Here is a 19,809-nt window from a genome sequence, read left to right as displayed (position 1 = left end):
CCACAGCAAGGAACAGCACCATGGACGACGCCGCAGCTACCGCACCCGCCGAGGCCGGCGCACAGCAGCGCCTGCGCCCGGCGGACCTGGGCCGCGTGCACTTCATCGGCCTCGGCGGAGCCGGGATGTCCGCCGTCGCCCGGATCCTGCTCGGCGGCGGCACCCCCGTCTCGGGTTCCGACGCCAAGGACAGCGCGGCGCTGCGCGCGCTGGCCGCGCTCGGCGCGGAAACCCACGTCGGGCACGACGCCGCCCACCTGGGCCAGGCCGACACCGTGGTCATCTCCACGGCCATCCGCCCGGACAACCCGGAGCTGGTTGCAGCACGCGCGGCGGGGCTGCGGATCCTGCACCGCTCCATGGCCCTGGCTGCGGCCATGGAGGACAGCCGCCTGGTGGCCGTCGCCGGAACGCACGGAAAGACCACCACCACGGCCATGACCACCGTGCTGCTGCGCTCTGCGGGGCTGGACCCGTCCTTTGCCATCGGCGGCGACGTCTCGGGCCTGGGCGTGAACGCCGCCTGCGGCGGGGGAGACGTCTTCGTGGCCGAGGCCGACGAGTCCGACGGCTCGTTCCTGAACTACACCCCCTCCGTGACCGTCGTGACCAATGTCGAAGCGGACCACCTGGACCACTACGGCACGCCCGAAGCCGTGTACGCCTCCTTCGACCGTTTCGTCGAGCTGCTCCCGGCCGACGGGCTGCTGGTGGCCTGCGCCGACGACCCCGGTGCCGCGGACCTGGTCCGGCGCAGCAGCGCTCCGGCCGTGCTCACTTACGGCTACACGGCCGACGCCGACGTCCGGATCCTGGACACCGTCGCCGAAGGCAGCGGAACGGTCAGCACGCTCTCGTTCACCCGGGGAGGCCGGAGCGAGGAGTGCACTCTGCGGCTGCAGGTGCCCGGGCGCCACAACGTCGCCAACGCCACCGCCGCCTTCGCCGTCGGACTCCACCTCGGCGTGGCCCCGGAAGCCGCCGCGGCCGGGCTGGCGGGGTTCTCCGGAGCCGCCCGCCGCTTCGAACCCCGCGGCGAGGCCGCCGGGGTGCGGGTCTTCGACGACTACGCCCACCATCCCACCGAGCTCGACGCCGCCCTGCGCGCGGCCCGGACGGTTGCGGGGGAGCACCGGGTGCACGTGCTGTTCCAGCCCCACCTGTTCAGCCGGACCCGGAACTTCGCCGCCGAGTTCGCCGCCGCCCTCGGCCTGGGCGACTCGGCGACCGTGCTGGACATCTATCCGGCGCGGGAGGACCCCATCGAAGGCGTCACCAGCGAGCTGATCACCAGCCGGCTGGACGTCCCCGGCGGCTACGTCCCGGACGCCGCCGACGCCGTCCGCGCCGTCGCGGCCCGCGCCGAGCCTGGGGACATCATCCTCACGGTGGGCGCAGGCGACGTGACCCGCCTCGGCCCGGAGCTGGTGGCGGAGCTCGCCGGCAGGGCCGCCCCGACGGCCGCACCCACCGACCATGGCCGGTAGGCGGCCCCGGGTTCCGGGCCGCAATCCCGGCCCGGAGCCCATTCCCACCGAGGAGGACGGCGTCCGGGTCAACCAGGCATCGCAGGGGCAGCGGGACGGGGATGCCGGTCGCACCGATCCCGGCGCCTTCGCCGGGCGCACCCCGGGCGAAGCTGAGCCCATTGTCACAGCCGTCCGGGAGCTGCCCCAGGAGGATCCCGACGACGCCCGGTCCCGCCGCAGGGGCCGGGGTCACCGCGGATCCAAGCGGCGGCGCGGTCGGGAAGGATCCGGGCAGACGCCGCAGGAGCCGGAGGCCGGGCGTGAACGGGCGACCGGCAGCGAGCCGGCGCCTTCGGCCGTGGATATGCCCGGCACACTGCCGGCCGGAGAGCCGAAGCCTCGGCGCACCGCCCGCCGCGGCGGCCCCGCCGCGGCCGGGCCGCAGCCGGACAGCGAAGCCGGAGCCCTGCCCCGCGTTCCGCGCCCACGGCGCTCCGGACGGTCCGCTGCGGCGGCGGGGGAGGACCGTTCCGGCAGCCGGCCGCCAGGCACCGGAGCATTGGCTTCCGGAGTATTGGGTTCCGGAACGTCGGGAACATCCGGAACGGGGACCCCGGGCGGCGATTCGCCCGCCGTCCCGTCACTTACCACCGACGGCAGTCGCGCACGGACTCCCGAAACGGAACGACCGGCAGCCACCGCTGCCGACGGGGCCGCCCCCGGACCCCGGGGGGACCGGCAGGCGGAGCCCGGCCCCGGCCGCAGCGATGCCGGTGCCCACGGGACGACAGCGGACGAGGCCACCGTGCTGGCCTTTCCGGAGCCGCCGCACCGGCGCCGACGGCGCCGCCTGCTGCTGGGGGCCCTCATCGCGGCCGTGCTGACCGCTGCCTTCTTCGCCGTGCTGATCTTCACGCCGCTGCTGGCCACCCGCACCATCATCGTGGAGGGCCATTCGCTGCTCCCCGAGGAGACCGCGCAGGCTGCGTTGGCTCCGCTTGAGGGACGCCCCCTGCCGCTGATCACGGATGACCAGGTCCGCGGCCTGCTGGCCGACCGGCCCGAGGTAGCCGAGGTCAGTGCAGCCGCCGAACCGCCGTCAACGCTGCGGGTGGAAATCACCGAACGGGTGCCGGTCGCCGTGCTGCAGCAGGAGGGCGAGTTCGTGCTGATCGACCGCGAGGGCCGGCGCCTGTCCGCCGTCGCGGACCGGGCCGCCGCCAAGCTGCCCCTGATCGACGGCGGCAGCGACGCCGTCGACAGCTCTGTCTTCGCCACCGTCACCGAGGTCCTGGCCGCCCTGCCGCCCGAAGTGCTGCAGCAGCTGGACCACGCCTCGGCGCCGACCGTGGATTCGGTGGAGCTGCGCCTGCTGAACGGCCGCACGGTACTGTGGGGCAGCGCGGAGGCCAACGCCGCCAAGGCCAGGGCGCTCCAGGCCCTGCTCGGCATGCCGGAGCAGGATCCTCCGGTGAAGACCTACGACGTCAGCGCGCCCAACCGGCCGGCCGTGCGGTGAGGCCCGGGACCGGGCACTGGGGCGGAGGCCGGCGCCGGGAACACGGCAAACTTTGGCCGACACGCGGGGCCGGTGTTTGCGCCGCTTCCTCCGGACCCATAGCGTCGTGAACTAGAGATTTACTTGACATAACTATAACCCTCAACCATAGGGTTAAGGTTGTTCGGGTTGAAGGTTTGGCCGGAGCCCGGCCGCAATTGATCAGTGCACAGATTCGAACAAGGGACACAGGACGTGGCAGCACCGCAGAATTACTTGGCCGTCATCAAGGTCGTAGGCATCGGCGGCGGCGGCGTAAACGCCGTCAACCGGATGATCGACGTCGGCCTGCGCGGGGTGGAGTTCATCGCGATCAACACCGACGCCCAGGCGCTGCTGATGAGCGACGCCGACGTCAAGCTCGACGTCGGCCGCGAACTGACCCGCGGCCTCGGCGCCGGCGCTGATCCCGAGGTGGGCCGCAAGGCCGCCGAGGACCACGCGGAGGAGATCGAAGAGGTCCTGCGCGGGGCCGACATGGTCTTCGTGACCGCCGGCGAAGGCGGCGGCACCGGCACCGGCGGCGCGCCCGTCGTGGCCCGGATCGCCCGCTCCCTCGGCGCCCTGACCATCGGCGTGGTGACCCGTCCCTTCACCTTCGAAGGCCGGCGCCGCTCCAACCAGGCCGAGTCCGGCATCGACACGCTGCGCGATGAAGTCGACACCCTGATCGTCATCCCGAACGACCGCCTGCTCTCGATCAGCGACCGCAACGTATCCATGCTCGATGCGTTCCGCTCCGCCGACCAGGTGCTGCTCTCCGGTGTCCAGGGCATCACCGACCTGATCACCACCCCGGGCCTGATCAACCTCGACTTCGCCGATGTGAAGTCCGTCATGCAGGGCGCCGGCTCCGCGCTGATGGGCATCGGTTCCGCCCGCGGCGAGGACCGCGCCGTCAAGGCCGCGGAGCTCGCCATTGCCTCGCCGCTGCTGGAAGCTTCCATCGACGGCGCCCACGGCGTGCTGCTGTCCATCCAGGGCGGTTCCGACCTCGGCCTGTTCGAGATCAACGAGGCCGCCCGCCTGGTGCAGGAAGTCGCCCACCCCGAGGCGAACATCATCTTCGGCGCCGTCATCGACGACGCCCTGGGTGACGAGGCCCGCGTCACCGTCATCGCCGCAGGCTTCGACCAGGTGGACGTCACCTCCCAGCCGGCGGTGGCCGCGCAGAAGCCGGCCGAGCCCGCCGTGCCGCCCACGGCCGCAGGTGCCGCCCCGGCCTACGCAGCACCGGCCTCCGCCGGACTGTCGGCCTGGTCGCAGCAGCGTTCCGCGCAGCACAGCGATGTCCCCGCCGACGCCGGGTTCGATATCGACCTGCCCGCCGTCGTCGAGTCGGACCTGCCCGGCAGCCGCCGGGACGACCTGGACGTGCCCGACTTCCTCAAGTAGGCCGGCCGGTGAGTGCCGGATTCCGGTGGCGCCAGGAGGTCGGCGACGGCCTCCTGGCGGCCTTCACCGGAACGGACGAAGGCAACCTCGCCCTCCATGTGGGGGATGACCGGGAAGCGGTGCTGGCCCGCCGCCGAAGCCTGGAACAGGACATGGGCGTGCCTTCCGGCAGCCTGCGCTTCATGGACCAGGTCCACTCCGCCTTGGTCGCAGACGTCAGCCACGACGACCCGCCCGGCCCGGCGCCGTCCGTCGACGCGCTGGTCAGCCCCGACGGCGACGTGCCGCTGGCGGTCATGGTCGCCGACTGTGTGCCGGTCCTGCTGGCCGGAGACCGCCCGGGCGGCCCCGTCACCGCCGCCGCCCACGCAGGGCGCGCCGGACTGCTCGACGGCGTCCTGCCCGCCACCGTGCAGCGGATGCAGGCGCACGGGGCGCGGGCCCTGCGCGCCTGGATCGGGCCGGCCATCTGCGGACACTGCTACGAGGTTCCCGAGCAGATGCAGGCCGGTGCGGCAGCGGCCCTGCCCGGCATCCCCGGGCTGATCAGCACCACCCGTGCCGGGACCCCCGGCCTCGACCTGCCCGCCGCCGCCGCTGCCCAGCTGAGTGCGCTGGGTGTCGAAGTGCACCGCGTCGGGCCCTGTACGCTCGAAACGGAAGGCCTGTACTCGCACCGGCGCAGCAACCGCTCCGGCCGCTTCGCAGGCCTGATCTGGCGCCCCGGCCCCTGAGCCCCGCGCCCGGCACGCAAGGACACGCAATGACTGAACACCCCCTTTCCCCCGGCGACCGCCGGGGGGAACTCGCCGCCCGCCTGGAACGGGTCAGGGAACGGATCGACGCAGCAGCGCGGAACGCCGGCGCCGTTCCGCCGCAGCTGATCGCCGTCACCAAGTACTTCCCCGCCGACGACGTGCGGCTGCTGGCCGGGCTGGGCGTCACGGACGTGGGCGAGAACAAGGACCAGGAAGCGTCCGCCAAGGCCGCCGACGTCGATCAGCCCGGCCTGCGCTGGCACTTCATCGGCCAGCTGCAGACCAACAAAGCACGCTCGGTGGTCCGTTACGCCCATGCGGTGCACTCCGTGGACCGTCCCGGCCTGGTCACCGCGCTGGGCAAGGCCATGGCCGCCGAGCAGGACCGCCGGGAGGCACAGGGGCTGCAGCCGCGCGACGACCTCGACTGCTTCCTGCAGGTGGACCTGCGCACCGCCCGCCCCGCCGACGCCTCCGGGCCCTCGGCGCGCGGCGGCGCGGACCCGTCCGACCTGACCGGCCTGGCGAACGCGGTGGCGGCAACGGAAGGGCTGCGCCTGCGCGGGCTGATGGCGGTCGCGCCGCTGGGGGAGGACCCCGCCGACGCCTTTGCCCGGCTCCGGGAGCTCTCCCGCCGTTTGATCGCCGACCATCCGGGCGCCGACCGCCTGTCGGCGGGCATGAGCGCGGACCTGGAGGCCGCCGTCGCCCACGGGGCGACACACCTGCGCATCGGCTCGGATATTCTCGGTCCCCGGCCCTCCCTGCGGTAGCGTCGGAACCGGGACCCGGAGGATGCCGGGCCCGTCCCGGATCAGGCCCCGGGGCACCCGGGCACGCTGGAAGACAAGAAGGAGCAGCCATGGCTGGCGCTATGCGCAGGACGATGATTTACCTTGGGCTCGCCGACGGCGATGAGCACTACGAGTCCGAGCAGAAGAACCTGCGCGAGGCGCCCGGCCGTGACGAGGACTTCGAGCCGGAGCAGGAGCGCCGCGCCGAGCGCGCACCCCAGCCGGAGCCCGAGCGCACCCGTCCGGAGCCCGCCGCCCCGGCACCGAAGAGCACCGCCGTCGAGGAGTACCGGGCCCCCGTGACCCCCATCAAGCGCGCCCCCTCGTCCCGCGAGGACGTCGCCGGCCTGCGCCAGATCACGACGGTGCACCCGCGGTCCTACAACGATGCGAAGATTATCGGCGAGAGCTTCCGCGACGGCATCCCCGTGATCATGAACGTGACCGACATGAGCGAGGCCGACGCCAAGCGGCTTGTGGACTTCTCCGCCGGGCTCGTCTTCGGCCTGCGCGGCTCGATCGAACGGGTCACCAACAAGGTGTTCCTGCTCTCCCCGGCCTACATTGAGGTCCTCGGGGATGATAAGAAGGTCAGTGAGTCCCAGTCCATGTTCTTCAACCAGAGCTGACCCGCCTGACAGCCAGGCGGCCGGCACGGAAATGAAACCCAGCGCGTGAGTATCATCCTTTCTCTTCTGTATCTGGTCCTGATGCTGTTCCAGCTGGCCCTGATCATCAGGATCGTGTTCGACGCGGTGCAGATGTTTGCCCGCCAGTGGCGGCCGCGCGGGATCTCCCTGCTGCTTGCCTCGGCCATCTACGGCGCCACCGACCCGCCTATCCGCGCCCTGCGCCGGGTGGTGCCCCCGCTGCGGCTCGGCGGCGTCTCGCTGGACCTGGCGTTCCTCATCCTGTTCATCGTGGTTGGAATCCTGATGCAGGTGGTGGCCGCGATCGGGTTCCGTGCCTGATCAGCGCCCCCTGCGGCCCGGCGTCAGGTTAGTTTTCAGTAGGCAAAAGTTGTAGTGTGAAAACGATATGAACGCCTGATTTTTTCTGTTCGAAATTCTGTACGAAGAACCGCCGGCGCTTCGCGGGCGGGTCTCTATGAACCATATGAGGTGACCAGATGGCTCTGACGCCAGAAGATGTAGTCAACAAGCGGTTCCAGCCGACCAAGTTCCGCGAGGGCTACGACCAGGACGAGGTCGACGATTTCCTTGACGAGATCGTTGTCGAACTCCGCCGCCTGAACGCGGAAAACGAGGACCTGCGCCGCCAGCTGGCCGAAGCCGTCGCCGACGGCCCCCGTGAAGCAGCCGTCCCGGCCCCCGTCGCGGCCTCCCCGAAGACCGAAGCGGTCGAGGCGCCCAAGGAGGAGCCGGTCCGCGAAGAGCCGAAGCCGCAGCCCGCTGCGCCGGCTCCCGCTCCGGAGCCCGTCCAGGCCAAGTCCGAGAACACGGCCGAGAACGCCGCCGGGATCCTCGCCATGGCCCAGAAGATGCACGATGACTACGTCGGCGCCGGCATCGAACAGCGCGACAAGATCATCGCCGAAGCCCAGATCGAGGCCAGCGGCCTGGTCAACGAGGCGCAGGAGAAGAGCCGCAAGGTCCTCAGCTCCCTCGAGCAGCAGAAGGCCGTGCTGGAGCGCAAGGTCGAGCAGCTGCGCGTCTTCGAGCGTGACTACCGCAGCCGCCTGAAGGCCTACATCGAAGGCCAGCTGCGCGACCTCGACGCCCGCGGCTCCGTCGCCTCGGAGACCGCCGACGCCTGATCAGGCGGAAGCACGGCGCCGCCCACGGCCAGGCGGCGTGGCATAGACTGGAGAACAGAGACCACGGGCCGGTGGCCGGGCAGCCCCGGCCGCCGGCCCGTGGTGTGTCCGCCACCAGGTCTGCCCGACCGGACGAGAACGAAAGCACCATGACTGATTCATCCCCGGCGGGGCCCGTCCCCGCGAGCACCGGCACCACCCGTTCCGGCCGCCGCTTCGCCGTCCTGATGGCCCTGTGCGCCCTGCTGGCGCTGGTCTTCGACCAGCTGACCAAGTGGCGGGTGGAGTCCACCATGACCGAAGGCCAGGTCATCGACGTGTTTCCGCCACTGCTGCGGTGGCACTTCATCCGCAACCCCGGCGCCGCGTTCTCCATCGGCACCGACTACACCTGGGTCTTCACCATCATCATGGTCGGAGTTTCCGGCTTCCTGATCTACCTGCTGTTCAAGGTCCGCTCCATGGCCTGGGCGGCGGCGCTTGGGCTGGTGCTCGGCGGCGCACTCGGCAACCTGACCGACCGGCTCTTCCGGGAACCCTCGTTCGGGCAGGGGCACGTGGTCGACTTCATCGCCCTGCCCAACTTCGCCATCTTCAACATCGCCGACTCCTGCGTGGTCTCCGGCGTGATCCTGGTCTGCCTGCTGACCCTGCGCGGCATCGGCTTGGACGGGCAGCGCGAGGAGCTGCCGCCGCGCCGCGCGGCCCGCCGCTCCGCGGCCTCCGCCGGGTCCCCGGATTCCGGCGGCGGCACCGGAGCTCCCGGCACGGGAACCGACGCCGCTGACGGCGGCACCGACGGGCAGCGGAGCTGATGGAAGCGCTCCGCACCCGGCTGGACATCACCGAAGCCGACGCCGGCACCCGGGCCGACGCGGTGCTTGCACGCCTGCTGGGCGTCTCCCGCTCGACCGCCGCTGCCTGGTGCGGCCAGGGCTATGTGACCGCCAACGGGCGGCCCGTGGGCAAATCCGACCGGCTCGCGGCCGGCACCGCGCTCGACGTGGATGTGCCCGAGCAGCGCGACCCGCTGGCCGTGGTTCCCGAAACCGTCGACGGCCTGGGCATCCTGGCGGACGATGACGAGTTCGTGGTGATCGACAAGCCCGTGGGTGTGGCCGCGCACCCTTCGCCCGGGTGGGTGGGTCCCACCGTCGTGGGCGCCCTCGCGGGGGCGGGCTTCCGCATCTCCACCTCCGGGGCCGCCGAGCGGCAGGGCATCGTGCACCGGCTCGACGTCGGCACCTCCGGGGTGATGGTCGTCGCCAAGACGGAACACGCGTACACCCTGCTCAAGCAGGCGTTCAAGGAGCGGACGGTCGAGAAGACCTACCATGCCGTCGTCCAGGGGCTGCCGGATCCGCTCACCGGAACCATCGACGCGCCCATCGGCCGGCATCCGGGGTATGACTGGCGGTTCGCCGTTATCGAGGACGGCCGGCCGTCGGTGACGCACTATGAGGTGCTCGAGGCCTTCGGGCGCGCCTCCCTGGTCGAGGTGCACCTCGAGACCGGCCGCACGCACCAGATCCGCGTGCACTTCTCCGCCCTGCGCCATCCGTGTGCCGGGGACCTCACCTATGGCGCCGATCCGCGGATGGCCGCGGAGCTGGGACTGACCCGGCAGTGGCTGCACGCCCGGAAGCTGGGCTTCCACCACCCCGGCACGGGGGAGTGGACGGAGTACACCAGCAGCTACCCGGATGACCTGCGGTACGCCCTGGAGGCGCTGCGGGACGGCCGGGGCTGAGCGGCTCCGTGCGGCCGGGCGGGCCCGCCCTGTGTGACGCGCGCGGCTCCGCCGCGCCGTGCCGCCTGGACCCCGGGCCCTGCGCCGCGGCCTAGAATGGGCAGGTGGCATCAGCGACTTCACAAGACTCCTTCGTCCACCTGCACAACCACACCGAGTACTCGATGCTCGACGGCGCGGCCCGGCTGACCGACCTGTTCCAGCACGCCGACGAACTGGGCATGAACGCCCTGGCCACGACCGACCACGGCTTCGTGTTCGGGGCCTTCGACTTCTGGAACAAGGCCCGCAACGCCGGAATCAAGCCCATCGTCGGCGTCGAAGCCTACCTGACGCCGGGCACAGCGCGGCAGGACAAGACCCGCGTGAAGTGGGGCGACGGCGGCCGCAACGACGTCTCCGGCGCCGGCGCCTACACCCACATGACCATGTGGGCCGAGTCGACCGAGGGCATGCACAACCTCTTCCGCATGTCCTCGCTGGCCTCGCTGGAGGGCTATCTCTACAAGCCGCGCATGGACCGGGACCTGCTGCAGACCTACGGCAAGGGCCTGATCGCCACCACGGGCTGCCCGTCGGGTGAAGTGCAGACCAAGCTGCGGCTGGGACTCTACAAGGAGGCCCGCGAGGCCGCGTCGGAGTTCCGGGACATCTTCGGCAAGGAGAACTTCTTCTGCGAGCTGATGGACCACGGACTGGACATCGAGCGCAACGTCCAGGCGGAGCTGATCAAGCTCGCCAAGGACCTGGACCTGCCGCTGGTGGCCACCAACGACCTGCACTACACGCACGCCGAAGACGCCAAGGCGCACGCGGCGCTGCTGTGCGTGCAGTCCGGCTCGACGCTGGCCGATCCCAAGCGGTTCAAGTTCGACGCCGACGAGTTCTACCTCAAGTCCCCGGCGGAGATGCGGGCCATTTTCCGCGACTACCCCGAAGCCTGCGACAACACCCTGCTGATCGCCGAGCGCTGCAACGTCGAGTTCGACACCAAGGCCAGCTACATGCCGCGCTTCCCCTGCCCGCCGGGTGAGAACGAGGAATCCTGGTTCATCAAGGAGGTCGAGTCGGGGCTGCAGTACCGGTTCCCGAACGGCATCCCCGACGATGTGCGCAAGCAGGCCGAGTACGAAATCGGCATCATCGTCCAGATGGGCTTCCCGGGCTACTTCCTGGTCGTGGCCGACTTCATCAACTGGGCCAAGAACAACGGCATCCGGGTCGGCCCCGGCCGCGGTTCCGGCGCCGGCTCGATGGTCGCCTACGCCATGCGCATCACCGACCTGAACCCGCTGAACCACGGCCTGATCTTCGAGCGGTTCCTGAACCCCGACCGCGTCTCCATGCCCGACTTCGACGTCGACTTCGATGATCGGCGCCGTTCCGAGGTCATCCAGTACGTGACCGAGAAGTACGGCGCAGACCGCGTCTCGATGATCGTCACCTACGGCACCATCAAAGCCAAGCAGGCGCTGAAGGACTCCTCCCGCGTGATGGGCTACCCCTTCTCCGTGGGCGAGCGGCTGACGAAGGCGATGCCGCCGGACGTCATGGGCAAGGGCATCTCCCTGGCCGACGTGCACAACAAGGACGCCAAGCGCTACGGCGAGGCCGAGGAGCTGCGCGAGCTGCTCTCCAGCGACCCGGATTCGCAGAAGGTCTTCGAAACGGCCATCGGCCTGGAGGGGCTGAAGCGCCAGTGGGGCGTGCACGCCGCCGGCGTCATCATGTCCTCGCACCCGCTGATCGACATCATTCCGATCATGCGCCGCGAGCAGGACGGCCAGATCATCACGCAGTTCGACTACCCGACCTGTGAGGGCCTCGGCCTGATCAAGATGGACTTCCTGGGGCTGCGGAACCTGACGATCATTTCCGACGCCATCGAGAACATCAAGATGAACCAGGACGTCGACCTGGACCTTGAGCGGCTGGAGCTGGACGACAAAGCCTCCTACGAGCTGCTGGCCCGCGGCGACACGCTGGGCGTGTTCCAGCTCGACGGCGGGCCCATGCGGTCGCTGCTGAAGCTGATGCGCCCGGACAACTTCGAAGACATCTCCGCCGTCATCGCCCTCTACCGTCCGGGCCCGATGGGCGCGAACTCGCACACCAACTACGCCCTGCGAAAGACCGGCCAGCAGGAGATCACCCCCATCCACCCGGAGCTCGAGGAACCGCTGAAGGACATCCTCGACACGACCTACGGCCTGATCGTCTATCAGGAGCAGGTCATGGCCATCGCCCAGAAGGTGGCCGGCTTCTCGCTCGGCCAGGCGGACATCCTCCGCCGCGCCATGGGCAAGAAGAAGAAGTCGGAGCTGGACAAGCAGTACGCCGGCTTCCACCAGGGCATGGTGGACCGCGGCTACTCCGAGGCGGCCATCAAGGCGCTCTGGGACATCCTGCTGCCCTTCTCCGACTACGCCTTCAACAAGGCGCACTCCGCCGCCTACGGTCTCGTCTCCTACTGGACCGCCTACCTGAAGGCGCATTACCCGGTCGAATACATGGGTGCCCTGCTCACCTCCGTGGGTGATGACAAGGACAAGCTGGCCATGTACCTGAACGAGTGCCGGCACATGGGCATCACGGTGCTGCCGCCGGACGTCAACGAATCCAGCCTGAACTTCACCCCGGTGGGCAAGGACATCCGCTTCGGCATGGGCGCGATCCGCAACGTGGGCGCCAACGTGGTCTCCGCGATGATCGGCGCGCGTGAGGAGAAGGGCGCCTTCACCTCGTTCAGCGACTTCCTGCACAAGGTTCCGGCCGTGGTCTGCAACAAGCGCACGATCGAGTCCCTGATTAAGGCCGGCGCATTCGACTCGCTGGGCCACCCGCGACGCGCGCTGGCGATGATCCACGAGGAAGCCGTCGATTCGGTGATCGTGCTCAAGCGGAACGAGGCGGCGAACCAGTTCGACCTTTTCAGCACCATGGATTTCGGCGGGGACGACGCCGGCTCCGGGGGCACGCTCAGCGTCGACGTCCCGGACCTGCCGGAATGGGACAAGAAGGACAAGCTGTCCTTCGAACGCGAAATGCTCGGCCTGTACGTCTCCGACCACCCGCTGCAGGGCCTCGAAGGCGTGCTCAGCCAGCACGCCGACGCCGGCATCACCCGCATCATCAGCGAGGAGGGCCCCGCCGACGGATCGATTGTCACCATCGCCGGCATGATCACCTCGCTCCAGCGCAGGATCGCCAAGAACAGCGGCAACGCCTACGCCCGCTGCGAGATCGAGGACCTCGGCGGGTCCATGGAGGTCATGTTCTTCGGCCAGGCCTACGCGCCGATCGCCACGGTGCTCGCGGAGGACCTGATCGTCGTCGTGCGCGGCCGGGTGCAGCGGCGCGACGACGGATCCGTGACCCTGAATGCCCAGGAGCTCAGCGTCCCGGACCTGAGCGACGGGCACTCCGGGCCGGTGGTCATCAACCTGGCGACCTACAAGGCCACCGAGCCGGTGGTGAACCAGCTCGGCGACGTGCTGCGCACCCACCCGGGCACCTCCGAGGTGCTCATCCGGCTCAACGGCTCACGCAAAGTGGAGGTCATGAAGCTGGGCGTGGACCTGCGGGTGAATCCGACGCCGTCGCTGTTCGGCGACCTCAAGGTGCTGCTCGGCCCGGCCTGCCTCGACGGATAGGTCCGGCCGGTGTCACCGGGCGGGGTCGGTCCCCGCGGAAAGTAGAATGTCGATGTGAGCACCTCTGCAGATACCTTCTCCGCTTTCCGCACCATCGACCTGCGCGGCCGCCGGCTGGACGCCGGCGCGCTGAAGGCGGCGATGCCCCGCGCGGAGACCACCTTCGACGTGGCCTCCGACGCCGTGGCCGGGATCATCGATGCCGTCCGCCGCGACGGCTTCACGGCCCTGGCCGCCCTGGCGGAGCGCTTCGACGGGGTGGCGCAGCAGCATCCCCTGGTGCCCGCCGCGGCCCTGGAGACGGCGCTGGCCGAGCTGGATCCGGCCGTCCGGACGGCACTTGAGGAGTCCATCCGCCGCGCCCGGATGTTCGCCGAGGCGCAGCGGCCCGCGGATGTCTTCCTGGAAATCGGCCCCGGTGCACGGCTGACCCACCGCTGGCAGCCGGTCAACCGGGTGGGGCTGTACGTGCCCGGGGGACTGGCGGTCTACCCGTCGTCGGTGATCATGAATGTGGTGCCCGCACAGGCCGCCGGCGTCGCATCCCTGGCCCTGGCTTCCCCGCCGCAGAAGGAGCACGGCGGGCTGCCGCACCCGACCATCCTCGCCGCGGCCAAACTGCTGGGCATTGACGAGGTCTACGCCATCGGCGGCGCACAGGCCATCGCCGCGTTTGCCTACGGGATTCCGGCCTCCGACGCGGGGCCCGCCCTTGCGCCCGTGGACGTGGTGACCGGGCCGGGCAACGTTTTCGTCGCCACCGCGAAGCGGCTGGTGAAGGGCGTGGTCGGCATCGACTCCGAGGCCGGACCCACCGAGATCGCCGTCCTGGCCGACGCCGCAGCCGATCCCCGGCTGATCGCCGCGGACCTCATCAGCCAGGCCGAGCATGACCCCAACGCCGCTTCGGTGCTGGTCACCGACTCCGAGGAGCTGGCGACGGCGGTCCGCCGGGAACTGGCCGTGCAGGTGCCCGCGACCAAGCACAGCGAACGGGTGAGCACCGCGCTCTCCGGGCCGCAGTCCGGCGTCGTGCTGGTCTCCGACCTGGAGCAGGGCATCGCCGTCTCCAACGCCTACGGCGCAGAGCACCTGGAAATTCACACCGCCGACGCCGGGACGGTCGCCGGGCGCATCCACTCGGCCGGGGCGATCTTCGTCGGCCCCTACAGCCCGGTGAGCCTGGGCGACTACTGCTCCGGCTCCAACCACGTCCTGCCGACGTCGGGAACCGCAGCGTTCGCCTCCGGACTGAACGTGACCACCTTCCTGAAGGCCGTCCAGGTCATCGAGTACACCGAAGCGGCCCTCTCCGAAGTACGCGGGCACGTGGTTGCCCTGTCCACTGCCGAGGACCTGCCGGCACACGGCGACGCGGTGCAGGTACGCTTCGCCGGCTAAACCCATCATCTAGTAGTACCCACCACTACATGTAGTGTCACTTGGTTGTTTCCGGCAGTCTCGGACCCCTACAATGGCAGCGACCGGTCAAGGGCCCGATCAGCCCCGATCAGCCCCGGCCGGACCAGCCAGAAACCACCGACCAGCCGTCTCCGGGAAGCGTCCCGGGCGGCGGTACGGCGAAAGGACCACGCATGTACTGCCCGTTCTGCCGCAACGCGGATTCCCGCGTCGTGGACAGCCGGCTCGTCGACGACGGCTCGGCCATCCGGCGCCGGCGGCAATGCCCCGACTGCGGCCGGCGCTTCAGCACGGTGGAGACCACCAGCCTGTCCGTGATCAAGCGGTCCGGCGTTGCCGAGCCCTTCAGCCGCAGCAAGGTCATCAACGGCGTGCGGAAGGCCTGCCAGGGCCGGCCGGTCAGCGAGGACGACCTGGCCATGCTGGCCCAGGAGGTCGAGGAGAACATCCGGGCCAGCGGCGTGGCCGAAATTGATGCCCACGAGGTTGGCCTGGCCATCCTCCAGCCGTTGCAGCGGCTGGACCAGGTGGCGTATCTGCGCTTTGCGAGCGTCTACCAGGCGTTCGAATCCCTGGAGGACTTTGAAACCGCGATCCGGCAGCTGCGTGAGGAGGCCGCGCGCGGTACCGGCCTTCCCGCCGGTGCGCAGCGGCCGCTGAGCGCCCGCTAGGACCTGCACCGGATCCACCGGACCCTCCGGGCCTGCCGAAACATAACGAAGGGCCCGGACTCCGCGAGGAAGTCCGGGCCCTTCATGACGTCTTGCCGGTGCAGCTGCGTCCTGCCCGGTTCAGTCCAGGAGGTCGAAGTGCACGGCCGCCTGCAGGGCGGCGCCCACGATCCCGGCGTTGTTCTTCAGGTTCGCGGTGACCATGGGGGTCCGCAGGTCCAGCAGCGGCATGAAGTCCTCGCTGCGCTTGGAGATGCCGCCGCCGACAATGAACAGGTCGGGGGAGAAGAGGAACTCGACGTGGGAGAAGTAGCGCTGCAGGCGCTGCGCGTATTCCTCCCAGCCGATGTCGTCCCGTTCCCTGGCCGAGGCGGAGGCGCGCGACTCGGCGTCGACGCCGTCAATCTCCAGGTGGCCCAGTTCGGCGTTGGGGACGAGCCGGCCCTGGGAGATCAGCGCGGACCCGATGCCGGTGCCCAGGGTGATGACCAGCACGGTGCCGTCGATTCCCTTGCCGGCGCCGTAGCGGGCCTCGGCCAGGCCGGCCGCGTCGGCGTCGTTCATGACCTGCACCTCGCGGCCGAGGGCCTTGGTGAGCAGCGCGTCGACGTCGGTATCCACCCAGCTGTTGTCCACGTTCGCCGCGGAGCGGGCCACGCCGTGCTGGATGATGGCCGGGAAGGTGACGCCGACCGGCACCTCGGGGCCGGGACCGTCGGGGCGCGAGGACAGCTCGGCGACGATCTGGGCGACGACGCCGGCCACCGCCTCCGGAACCGCGGGCTGCGGCGTCGGAATCCGGTACCGCTCACCGATCAGCTTGCCCTTGTCCAGGTCGACGATGCCGCCCTTGATGCCGGTGCCGCCGATGTCGATGCCGATGACCGCCCTGGCGTGTTTGCTCTTGTGTTTCTTGGCCATGCTTCTCCCCTGCTTGCTTGTCGTGGCTGGCGCGTCTGCTCGTCAGGGCAGGGTCAGGATTTCGGCACCCGAATCCGTCACCAGCAGCGTGTGTTCGAACTGGGCGGTGCGGCGGCGGTCCTTGGTCAGCACGGTCCAGTTGTCGTCCCACATGTCCCACTCGATGGTGCCGAGCGTCAGCATTGGCTCAATGGTAAACACCATTCCCGGTTCGATGAGCCGGTTGTAGGCCGGCGCGGCGTCGTAATGCGGAATGATCAGCCCGGTGTGGAAGGCCTCACCGACTCCGTGGCCGGTGAAGTCGCGGACCACGCCGTAGCCGAAGCGCCTGGCGTAGGACTCGATGGTGCGGCCGATGACGTTGATTTCCCGGCCCGGGGCGACGGCCTTGATGGCCCGGCGCAGCGATTCCCGGGTCCGCTCGACCAGCAGGCGGGACTCCTCGTCCACATCGCCCACCAGGAAGGTGTAGTTGGTGTCGCCGTGTACGCCGTCCTTGTACGCGGTGATGTCGATGTTGATGATGTCCCCGTCGGCCAGCACCGTGCTGTCCGGGATGCCGTGGCAGATCACTTCGTTCACCGACGAGCACAGCGACTTGGGGAAGCCGCGGTACCCCAGGGTCGACGGGTAGGCGCCGTTCGCGATGAGAAAGTCGTGGCCGATGCGGTCCAGTTCGTCGGTGGTGACGCCGGGGCGGATGTGCCGGCCCACTTCCTCGATGGCCTGCGCGGCGATGCGGGACGCGGTGCGGATCCGGGCGATCGTCTCCGGCGTCTTGACCTCGGACCCGGTGAACTTGGCCGGCGCCGGGCGGTCGACGTACTCGGGCCGGGGAATCGAGGCGGGAACCGGGCGGCGGGGGCTGACGGTGCCGGGCTGCAGGCGGCCGACTGGTGCGGTGGCGACGTTGTGGGGCATACGATCGATCTTATCGCCAGCGGCAGAGCCCGCGGCATGGGACCGGCTTCCCGGAAGCCGGGAGCCCAGGTCCGACCGTCCCCGAGCTTTACGGAGGTTCCGCATGGCGGAGTACTGGTACAACGTCGTCACGCACGAGGTCGAGAAGGGGCCGCAGTCCGACTGGCGGAAGCTGATCGGCCCCTATCCCACCCGTGAGGAGGCGGAGCGGGCCCTGGAGAAGGTCCGTGCCCGCAACGAGAAGTGGGACGAGGAGGACGAGGAGAACCGGTTCTTCTAGCTCCGGTCCGGCGCCCATCCCGCAGCGCCCGGCGCGGCGGACCGGCCGCGGGGCTAGAAGCTGTGCTCCGGGCCCGGGAACGTGCCGGAGCGCACCTCGTCGGCGTAGCTGCGGGCGGCGTCGGTGAGCAGGGTGCGCACATCCGCGAACTGCTTGACGAACCGGGGCGTCCGGCCCTCGCCCATTCCGGCCATGTCCTGCCAGACGAGCACCTGCCCGGTGGTGGCGTTGCCGGCGCCGATGCCGATCGTGGGCACCGGGACGGCGGCGTCGACGGCGGCCGCCACGTCGGCGGGCACCATTTCCATCAGCACGCAGAAGGCCCCGGCCTCGGCCAGGGCGACGGCGTCGTCGATGACCTGCTGCGCGGCGTCGCCGCGGCCCTGGACGCGGTAGCCGCCCAGGGAGTGTTCGCTCTGCGGGGTGAAGCCCACATGCGCCATCACCGGAATGCCGGCGGCCGTCATGGCCCGGACGTGTTCGGCGTAGTGCCGCCCGCCCTCCATCTTCACGGCGTGCACCAGGCCTTCCTTCATCAGCCGCACCGAGGACCCGATGGCCTGGGCGGGGGAGACCTCGTAGCTGCCGAAGGGCAGGTCGGCGACGACCAGCGCCCGGGAGGCGCCGGCGGTCACCGCGCGGCAGAACACCAGCATCTCGTCCAGGGTGATGGGCAGGGTGGTGGCGTGGCCCATCACGTTGTTCGCGGCCGAGTCTCCGACCAGCAGCACTTCGATGCCTGCGGCGTCGAAGATGCCGGCCGTGTACTGGTCATAGGAAGTCAGCATGGCGAACCGGCCGCCGCTGTCCTTGATCTGCTGCAGGTGGAAGGTGCGCACACGGCGCGGGGCGGCGGCGGATGCCGCGGGCGCACCCTGCGCGCCTGAGTAGGGTGCGGGCTGTTCTTGGCTGCTCATGCTGCCCAGCCTATCGGCCCGGGACGCCGTCGCGGCCTTCGCGCGGTGTAACCTGCGGTCGCCGCCGGCGGCGGCGGCATGATCCGGCCGGTCCCGCCGGTAGAGTGAGGACAGGTTGAGCACGCCGGATCTGCCGGCGCCTCGGGAAGACGATTCAGACGGAAAGAGGTAGGGATGAACCGCCAGCAGGAATTCGTTCTGCGCACCATCGAAGAGCGCGATGTCCGGTTTGTGCGGTTGTGGTTCACCGACGTCGTCGGCTCGCTGAAATCGGTGGCGCTGGCGCCGGCCGAAGTCGAGGGAGCGTTCGAGGAGGGCCTCGGGTTCGACGGATCCTCCATCGAGGGCCTGGCCCGTGTGTTCGAGTCCGACATGCTGGTGGAGCCGGATCCGTCCACCTTCCAGATCCTGCCCTGGCGCGGCGAGCAGGAGCAGACCTCGCGCATGTTCTGCGACATCCTTACCCCCGACGGACAGCCCTCCGCGGCGGATCCGCGCAACGTGCTCAAGCGCCAGCTGGCCAAGGCCGCCGACATGGGGTTCACCTGCTACACCCATCCCGAGATCGAGTTCTACCTGCTGCGCTCGGACGCGATCGGACCGAACGGCGAACCGGAGCCGGTGGACCAGGGCGGCTACTTCGATCACGTCCCCGGCGGCGTCGCCCAGGACTTCCGCCGCCGCGCGGTGTCCATGCTCGAGGCCGTGGGGATCTCCGTGGAGTTCAGCCACCATGAGGCCGGTCCGGGCCAGAACGAGATCGACCTGCGCTACGCCGACGCCCTGCAGACCGCAGACAACATCATGACCTTCCGCACGGTGATCAAGGAGGTGGCGCTGATGACCGACTGCTACGCCACCTTCATGCCCAAGCCGTTCTCGGACCACCCCGGTTCGGGCATGCACACCCACTTCTCGCTCTTTGAGGGAGACACCAACGCCTTCTTCGAAGCCGGCGCGGAGTACCAGCTGTCCAAGACCGCCCGCCAGTTCATGGCCGGGATCATGCGCCACGCGCCGGAGTTCACCGCCGTCACCAACCAGTTCGTGAACTCCTACAAGCGGCTCTGGGGCGGCGGGGAAGCCCCCAGCTACGTGTCCTGGGGGCACAACAACCGCTCCGCGCTGCTGCGCGTGCCGCTGTACAAGCCGAACAAGGGCCAGTCCGCCCGCATCGAGTACCGCGGCATCGACTCCGCCGCGAACCCGTACCTGTCCTACGCGGTGCTGCTGGGTGCCGGCCTGAAGGGCATCGAGGAAGGCTACGAGCTGCCGCCGGGCGCCGAGGACGACATCGACAGCCTGTCGCCGGCCGAGCGCCGGGCGATGGGCCATGACCCGCTGCCGGCGAGCCTGCACGACGCCGTCCGCACCATGGAGGACTCCGAGCTGGTCGCCGGGATCCTCGGCGAGCAGGTCTTCGAATCCTTCCTCCGCAACAAGCGCGCGGAGTGGAACGAGTACCGGCACCACGTCACCCAGTTCGAGCTGAAGAAGAACCTGGGCATCCTCTAGGAGGAGTG

General features: G+C 69.9%; 18 protein-coding genes. 15 read left to right on the top strand and 3 right to left on the bottom strand.

The genetic code is table 11. The features are described from left to right. Positions 1-20 precede the first annotated feature (20 nt). From murC to nrdR, 13 genes are all read left to right on the top strand, one after another. A complete protein-coding gene (murC, locus tag AC5RUW_RS07550; protein WP_494160214.1) occupies positions 21-1,487 on the top strand; it encodes a UDP-N-acetylmuramate--L-alanine ligase in 1,467 nt (488 codons plus the stop codon). Positions 1,488-2,274: 787 nt separating this feature from the next. Next, positions 2,275-2,988 (top strand): cell division protein FtsQ/DivIB, encoded by a 714-nt coding sequence (locus AC5RUW_RS07545; protein WP_494160101.1) that lies wholly within the window; start codon positions 2,275-2,277, stop codon positions 2,986-2,988. A gap of 234 nt (positions 2,989-3,222) precedes the next feature. Next, complete coding sequence (ftsZ, locus tag AC5RUW_RS07540; RefSeq protein ID WP_494160100.1) at positions 3,223-4,422, top strand: cell division protein FtsZ; 1,200 nt, start codon at positions 3,223-3,225, stop codon at positions 4,420-4,422. Positions 4,423-4,430: 8 nt separating this feature from the next. Continuing rightward, positions 4,431-5,156, top strand: coding sequence for a purine nucleoside phosphorylase YfiH/LACC1 family protein (locus AC5RUW_RS07535; protein ID WP_494160099.1), 726 nt, complete (start codon positions 4,431-4,433; stop codon positions 5,154-5,156). A gap of 29 nt (positions 5,157-5,185) precedes the next feature. Continuing rightward, positions 5,186-5,953 (top strand): YggS family pyridoxal phosphate-dependent enzyme, encoded by a 768-nt coding sequence (locus tag AC5RUW_RS07530; protein WP_494160098.1) that lies wholly within the window; start codon positions 5,186-5,188, stop codon positions 5,951-5,953. Positions 5,954-6,042: 89 nt separating this feature from the next. Then, positions 6,043-6,603, top strand: coding sequence for a cell division protein SepF (locus tag AC5RUW_RS07525; protein ID WP_494006746.1), 561 nt, complete (start codon positions 6,043-6,045; stop codon positions 6,601-6,603). Positions 6,604-6,648: 45 nt separating this feature from the next. After that, complete coding sequence (locus AC5RUW_RS07520) at positions 6,649-6,945, top strand: YggT family protein (protein WP_494006747.1); 297 nt, start codon at positions 6,649-6,651, stop codon at positions 6,943-6,945. Positions 6,946-7,103: 158 nt separating this feature from the next. Further along, the gene (locus AC5RUW_RS07515; RefSeq protein ID WP_494160097.1) at positions 7,104-7,751 is read left to right on the top strand and encodes a DivIVA domain-containing protein; all 648 of its coding nucleotides are present in this window, start codon (positions 7,104-7,106) and stop codon (positions 7,749-7,751) included. Between the two features lie 149 nt (positions 7,752-7,900). After that, positions 7,901-8,566 (top strand): signal peptidase II, encoded by a 666-nt coding sequence (gene lspA / locus AC5RUW_RS07510; protein ID WP_494160096.1) that lies wholly within the window; start codon positions 7,901-7,903, stop codon positions 8,564-8,566. Beyond that, complete coding sequence (locus AC5RUW_RS07505) at positions 8,566-9,501, top strand: RluA family pseudouridine synthase (protein ID WP_494160095.1); 936 nt, start codon at positions 8,566-8,568, stop codon at positions 9,499-9,501. The genes lspA and AC5RUW_RS07505 overlap by 1 nt, the downstream gene beginning before the upstream one ends. Before the next feature lie 164 nt (positions 9,502-9,665). Beyond that, on the top strand, positions 9,666-13,154 hold the full coding sequence (gene dnaE / locus AC5RUW_RS07500; RefSeq protein WP_494160213.1) for a DNA polymerase III subunit alpha: 3,489 nt from the start codon (positions 9,666-9,668) through the stop codon (positions 13,152-13,154). Between the two features lie 54 nt (positions 13,155-13,208). Further along, the gene (hisD, locus tag AC5RUW_RS07495) at positions 13,209-14,555 is read left to right on the top strand and encodes a histidinol dehydrogenase (RefSeq protein ID WP_494160094.1); all 1,347 of its coding nucleotides are present in this window, start codon (positions 13,209-13,211) and stop codon (positions 14,553-14,555) included. Positions 14,556-14,749: 194 nt separating this feature from the next. Continuing rightward, entirely contained in the window at positions 14,750-15,247 is a 498-nt protein-coding gene (gene nrdR, locus AC5RUW_RS07490) for a transcriptional regulator NrdR (RefSeq protein ID WP_494160093.1), read from the top strand. A gap of 120 nt (positions 15,248-15,367) precedes the next feature. On the opposite strand, the gene ppgK is transcribed toward nrdR, so the two are convergent. Then, a complete protein-coding gene (ppgK, locus tag AC5RUW_RS07485) occupies positions 15,368-16,168 on the bottom strand; it encodes a polyphosphate--glucose phosphotransferase (RefSeq protein ID WP_494160092.1) in 801 nt (266 codons plus the stop codon). A gap of 42 nt (positions 16,169-16,210) precedes the next feature. Then, positions 16,211-17,089 (bottom strand): type I methionyl aminopeptidase, encoded by an 879-nt coding sequence (gene map, locus AC5RUW_RS07480; protein WP_494160091.1) that lies wholly within the window; start codon positions 17,087-17,089, stop codon positions 16,211-16,213. 103 nt (positions 17,090-17,192) lie between these two features. On the opposite strand from map, the gene AC5RUW_RS07475 reads away from it, so the two are divergent. Continuing rightward, positions 17,193-17,369 (top strand): SPOR domain-containing protein, encoded by a 177-nt coding sequence (locus tag AC5RUW_RS07475; protein WP_494160090.1) that lies wholly within the window; start codon positions 17,193-17,195, stop codon positions 17,367-17,369. A 53-nt stretch (positions 17,370-17,422) separates the two neighbouring features. Here the strand turns inward: AC5RUW_RS07475 and panB are convergent, their stop codons facing one another. Beyond that, positions 17,423-18,286 (bottom strand): 3-methyl-2-oxobutanoate hydroxymethyltransferase, encoded by an 864-nt coding sequence (gene panB, locus AC5RUW_RS07470; RefSeq protein ID WP_494160089.1) that lies wholly within the window; start codon positions 18,284-18,286, stop codon positions 17,423-17,425. Positions 18,287-18,460: 174 nt separating this feature from the next. Here panB and glnA point away from each other — a divergent pair, with 174 nt between their 5' ends. Continuing rightward, complete coding sequence (gene glnA, locus AC5RUW_RS07465; RefSeq protein WP_494006757.1) at positions 18,461-19,801, top strand: type I glutamate--ammonia ligase; 1,341 nt, start codon at positions 18,461-18,463, stop codon at positions 19,799-19,801. The last annotated feature ends 8 nt before the right edge of the window (positions 19,802-19,809 follow it).

Source organism: Arthrobacter sp. Y3222053, from assembly GCF_059092805.1.
Note: the sequence above shows the minus strand (reverse complement) of the source record. Positions and strands in the feature narration are given on the sequence as shown.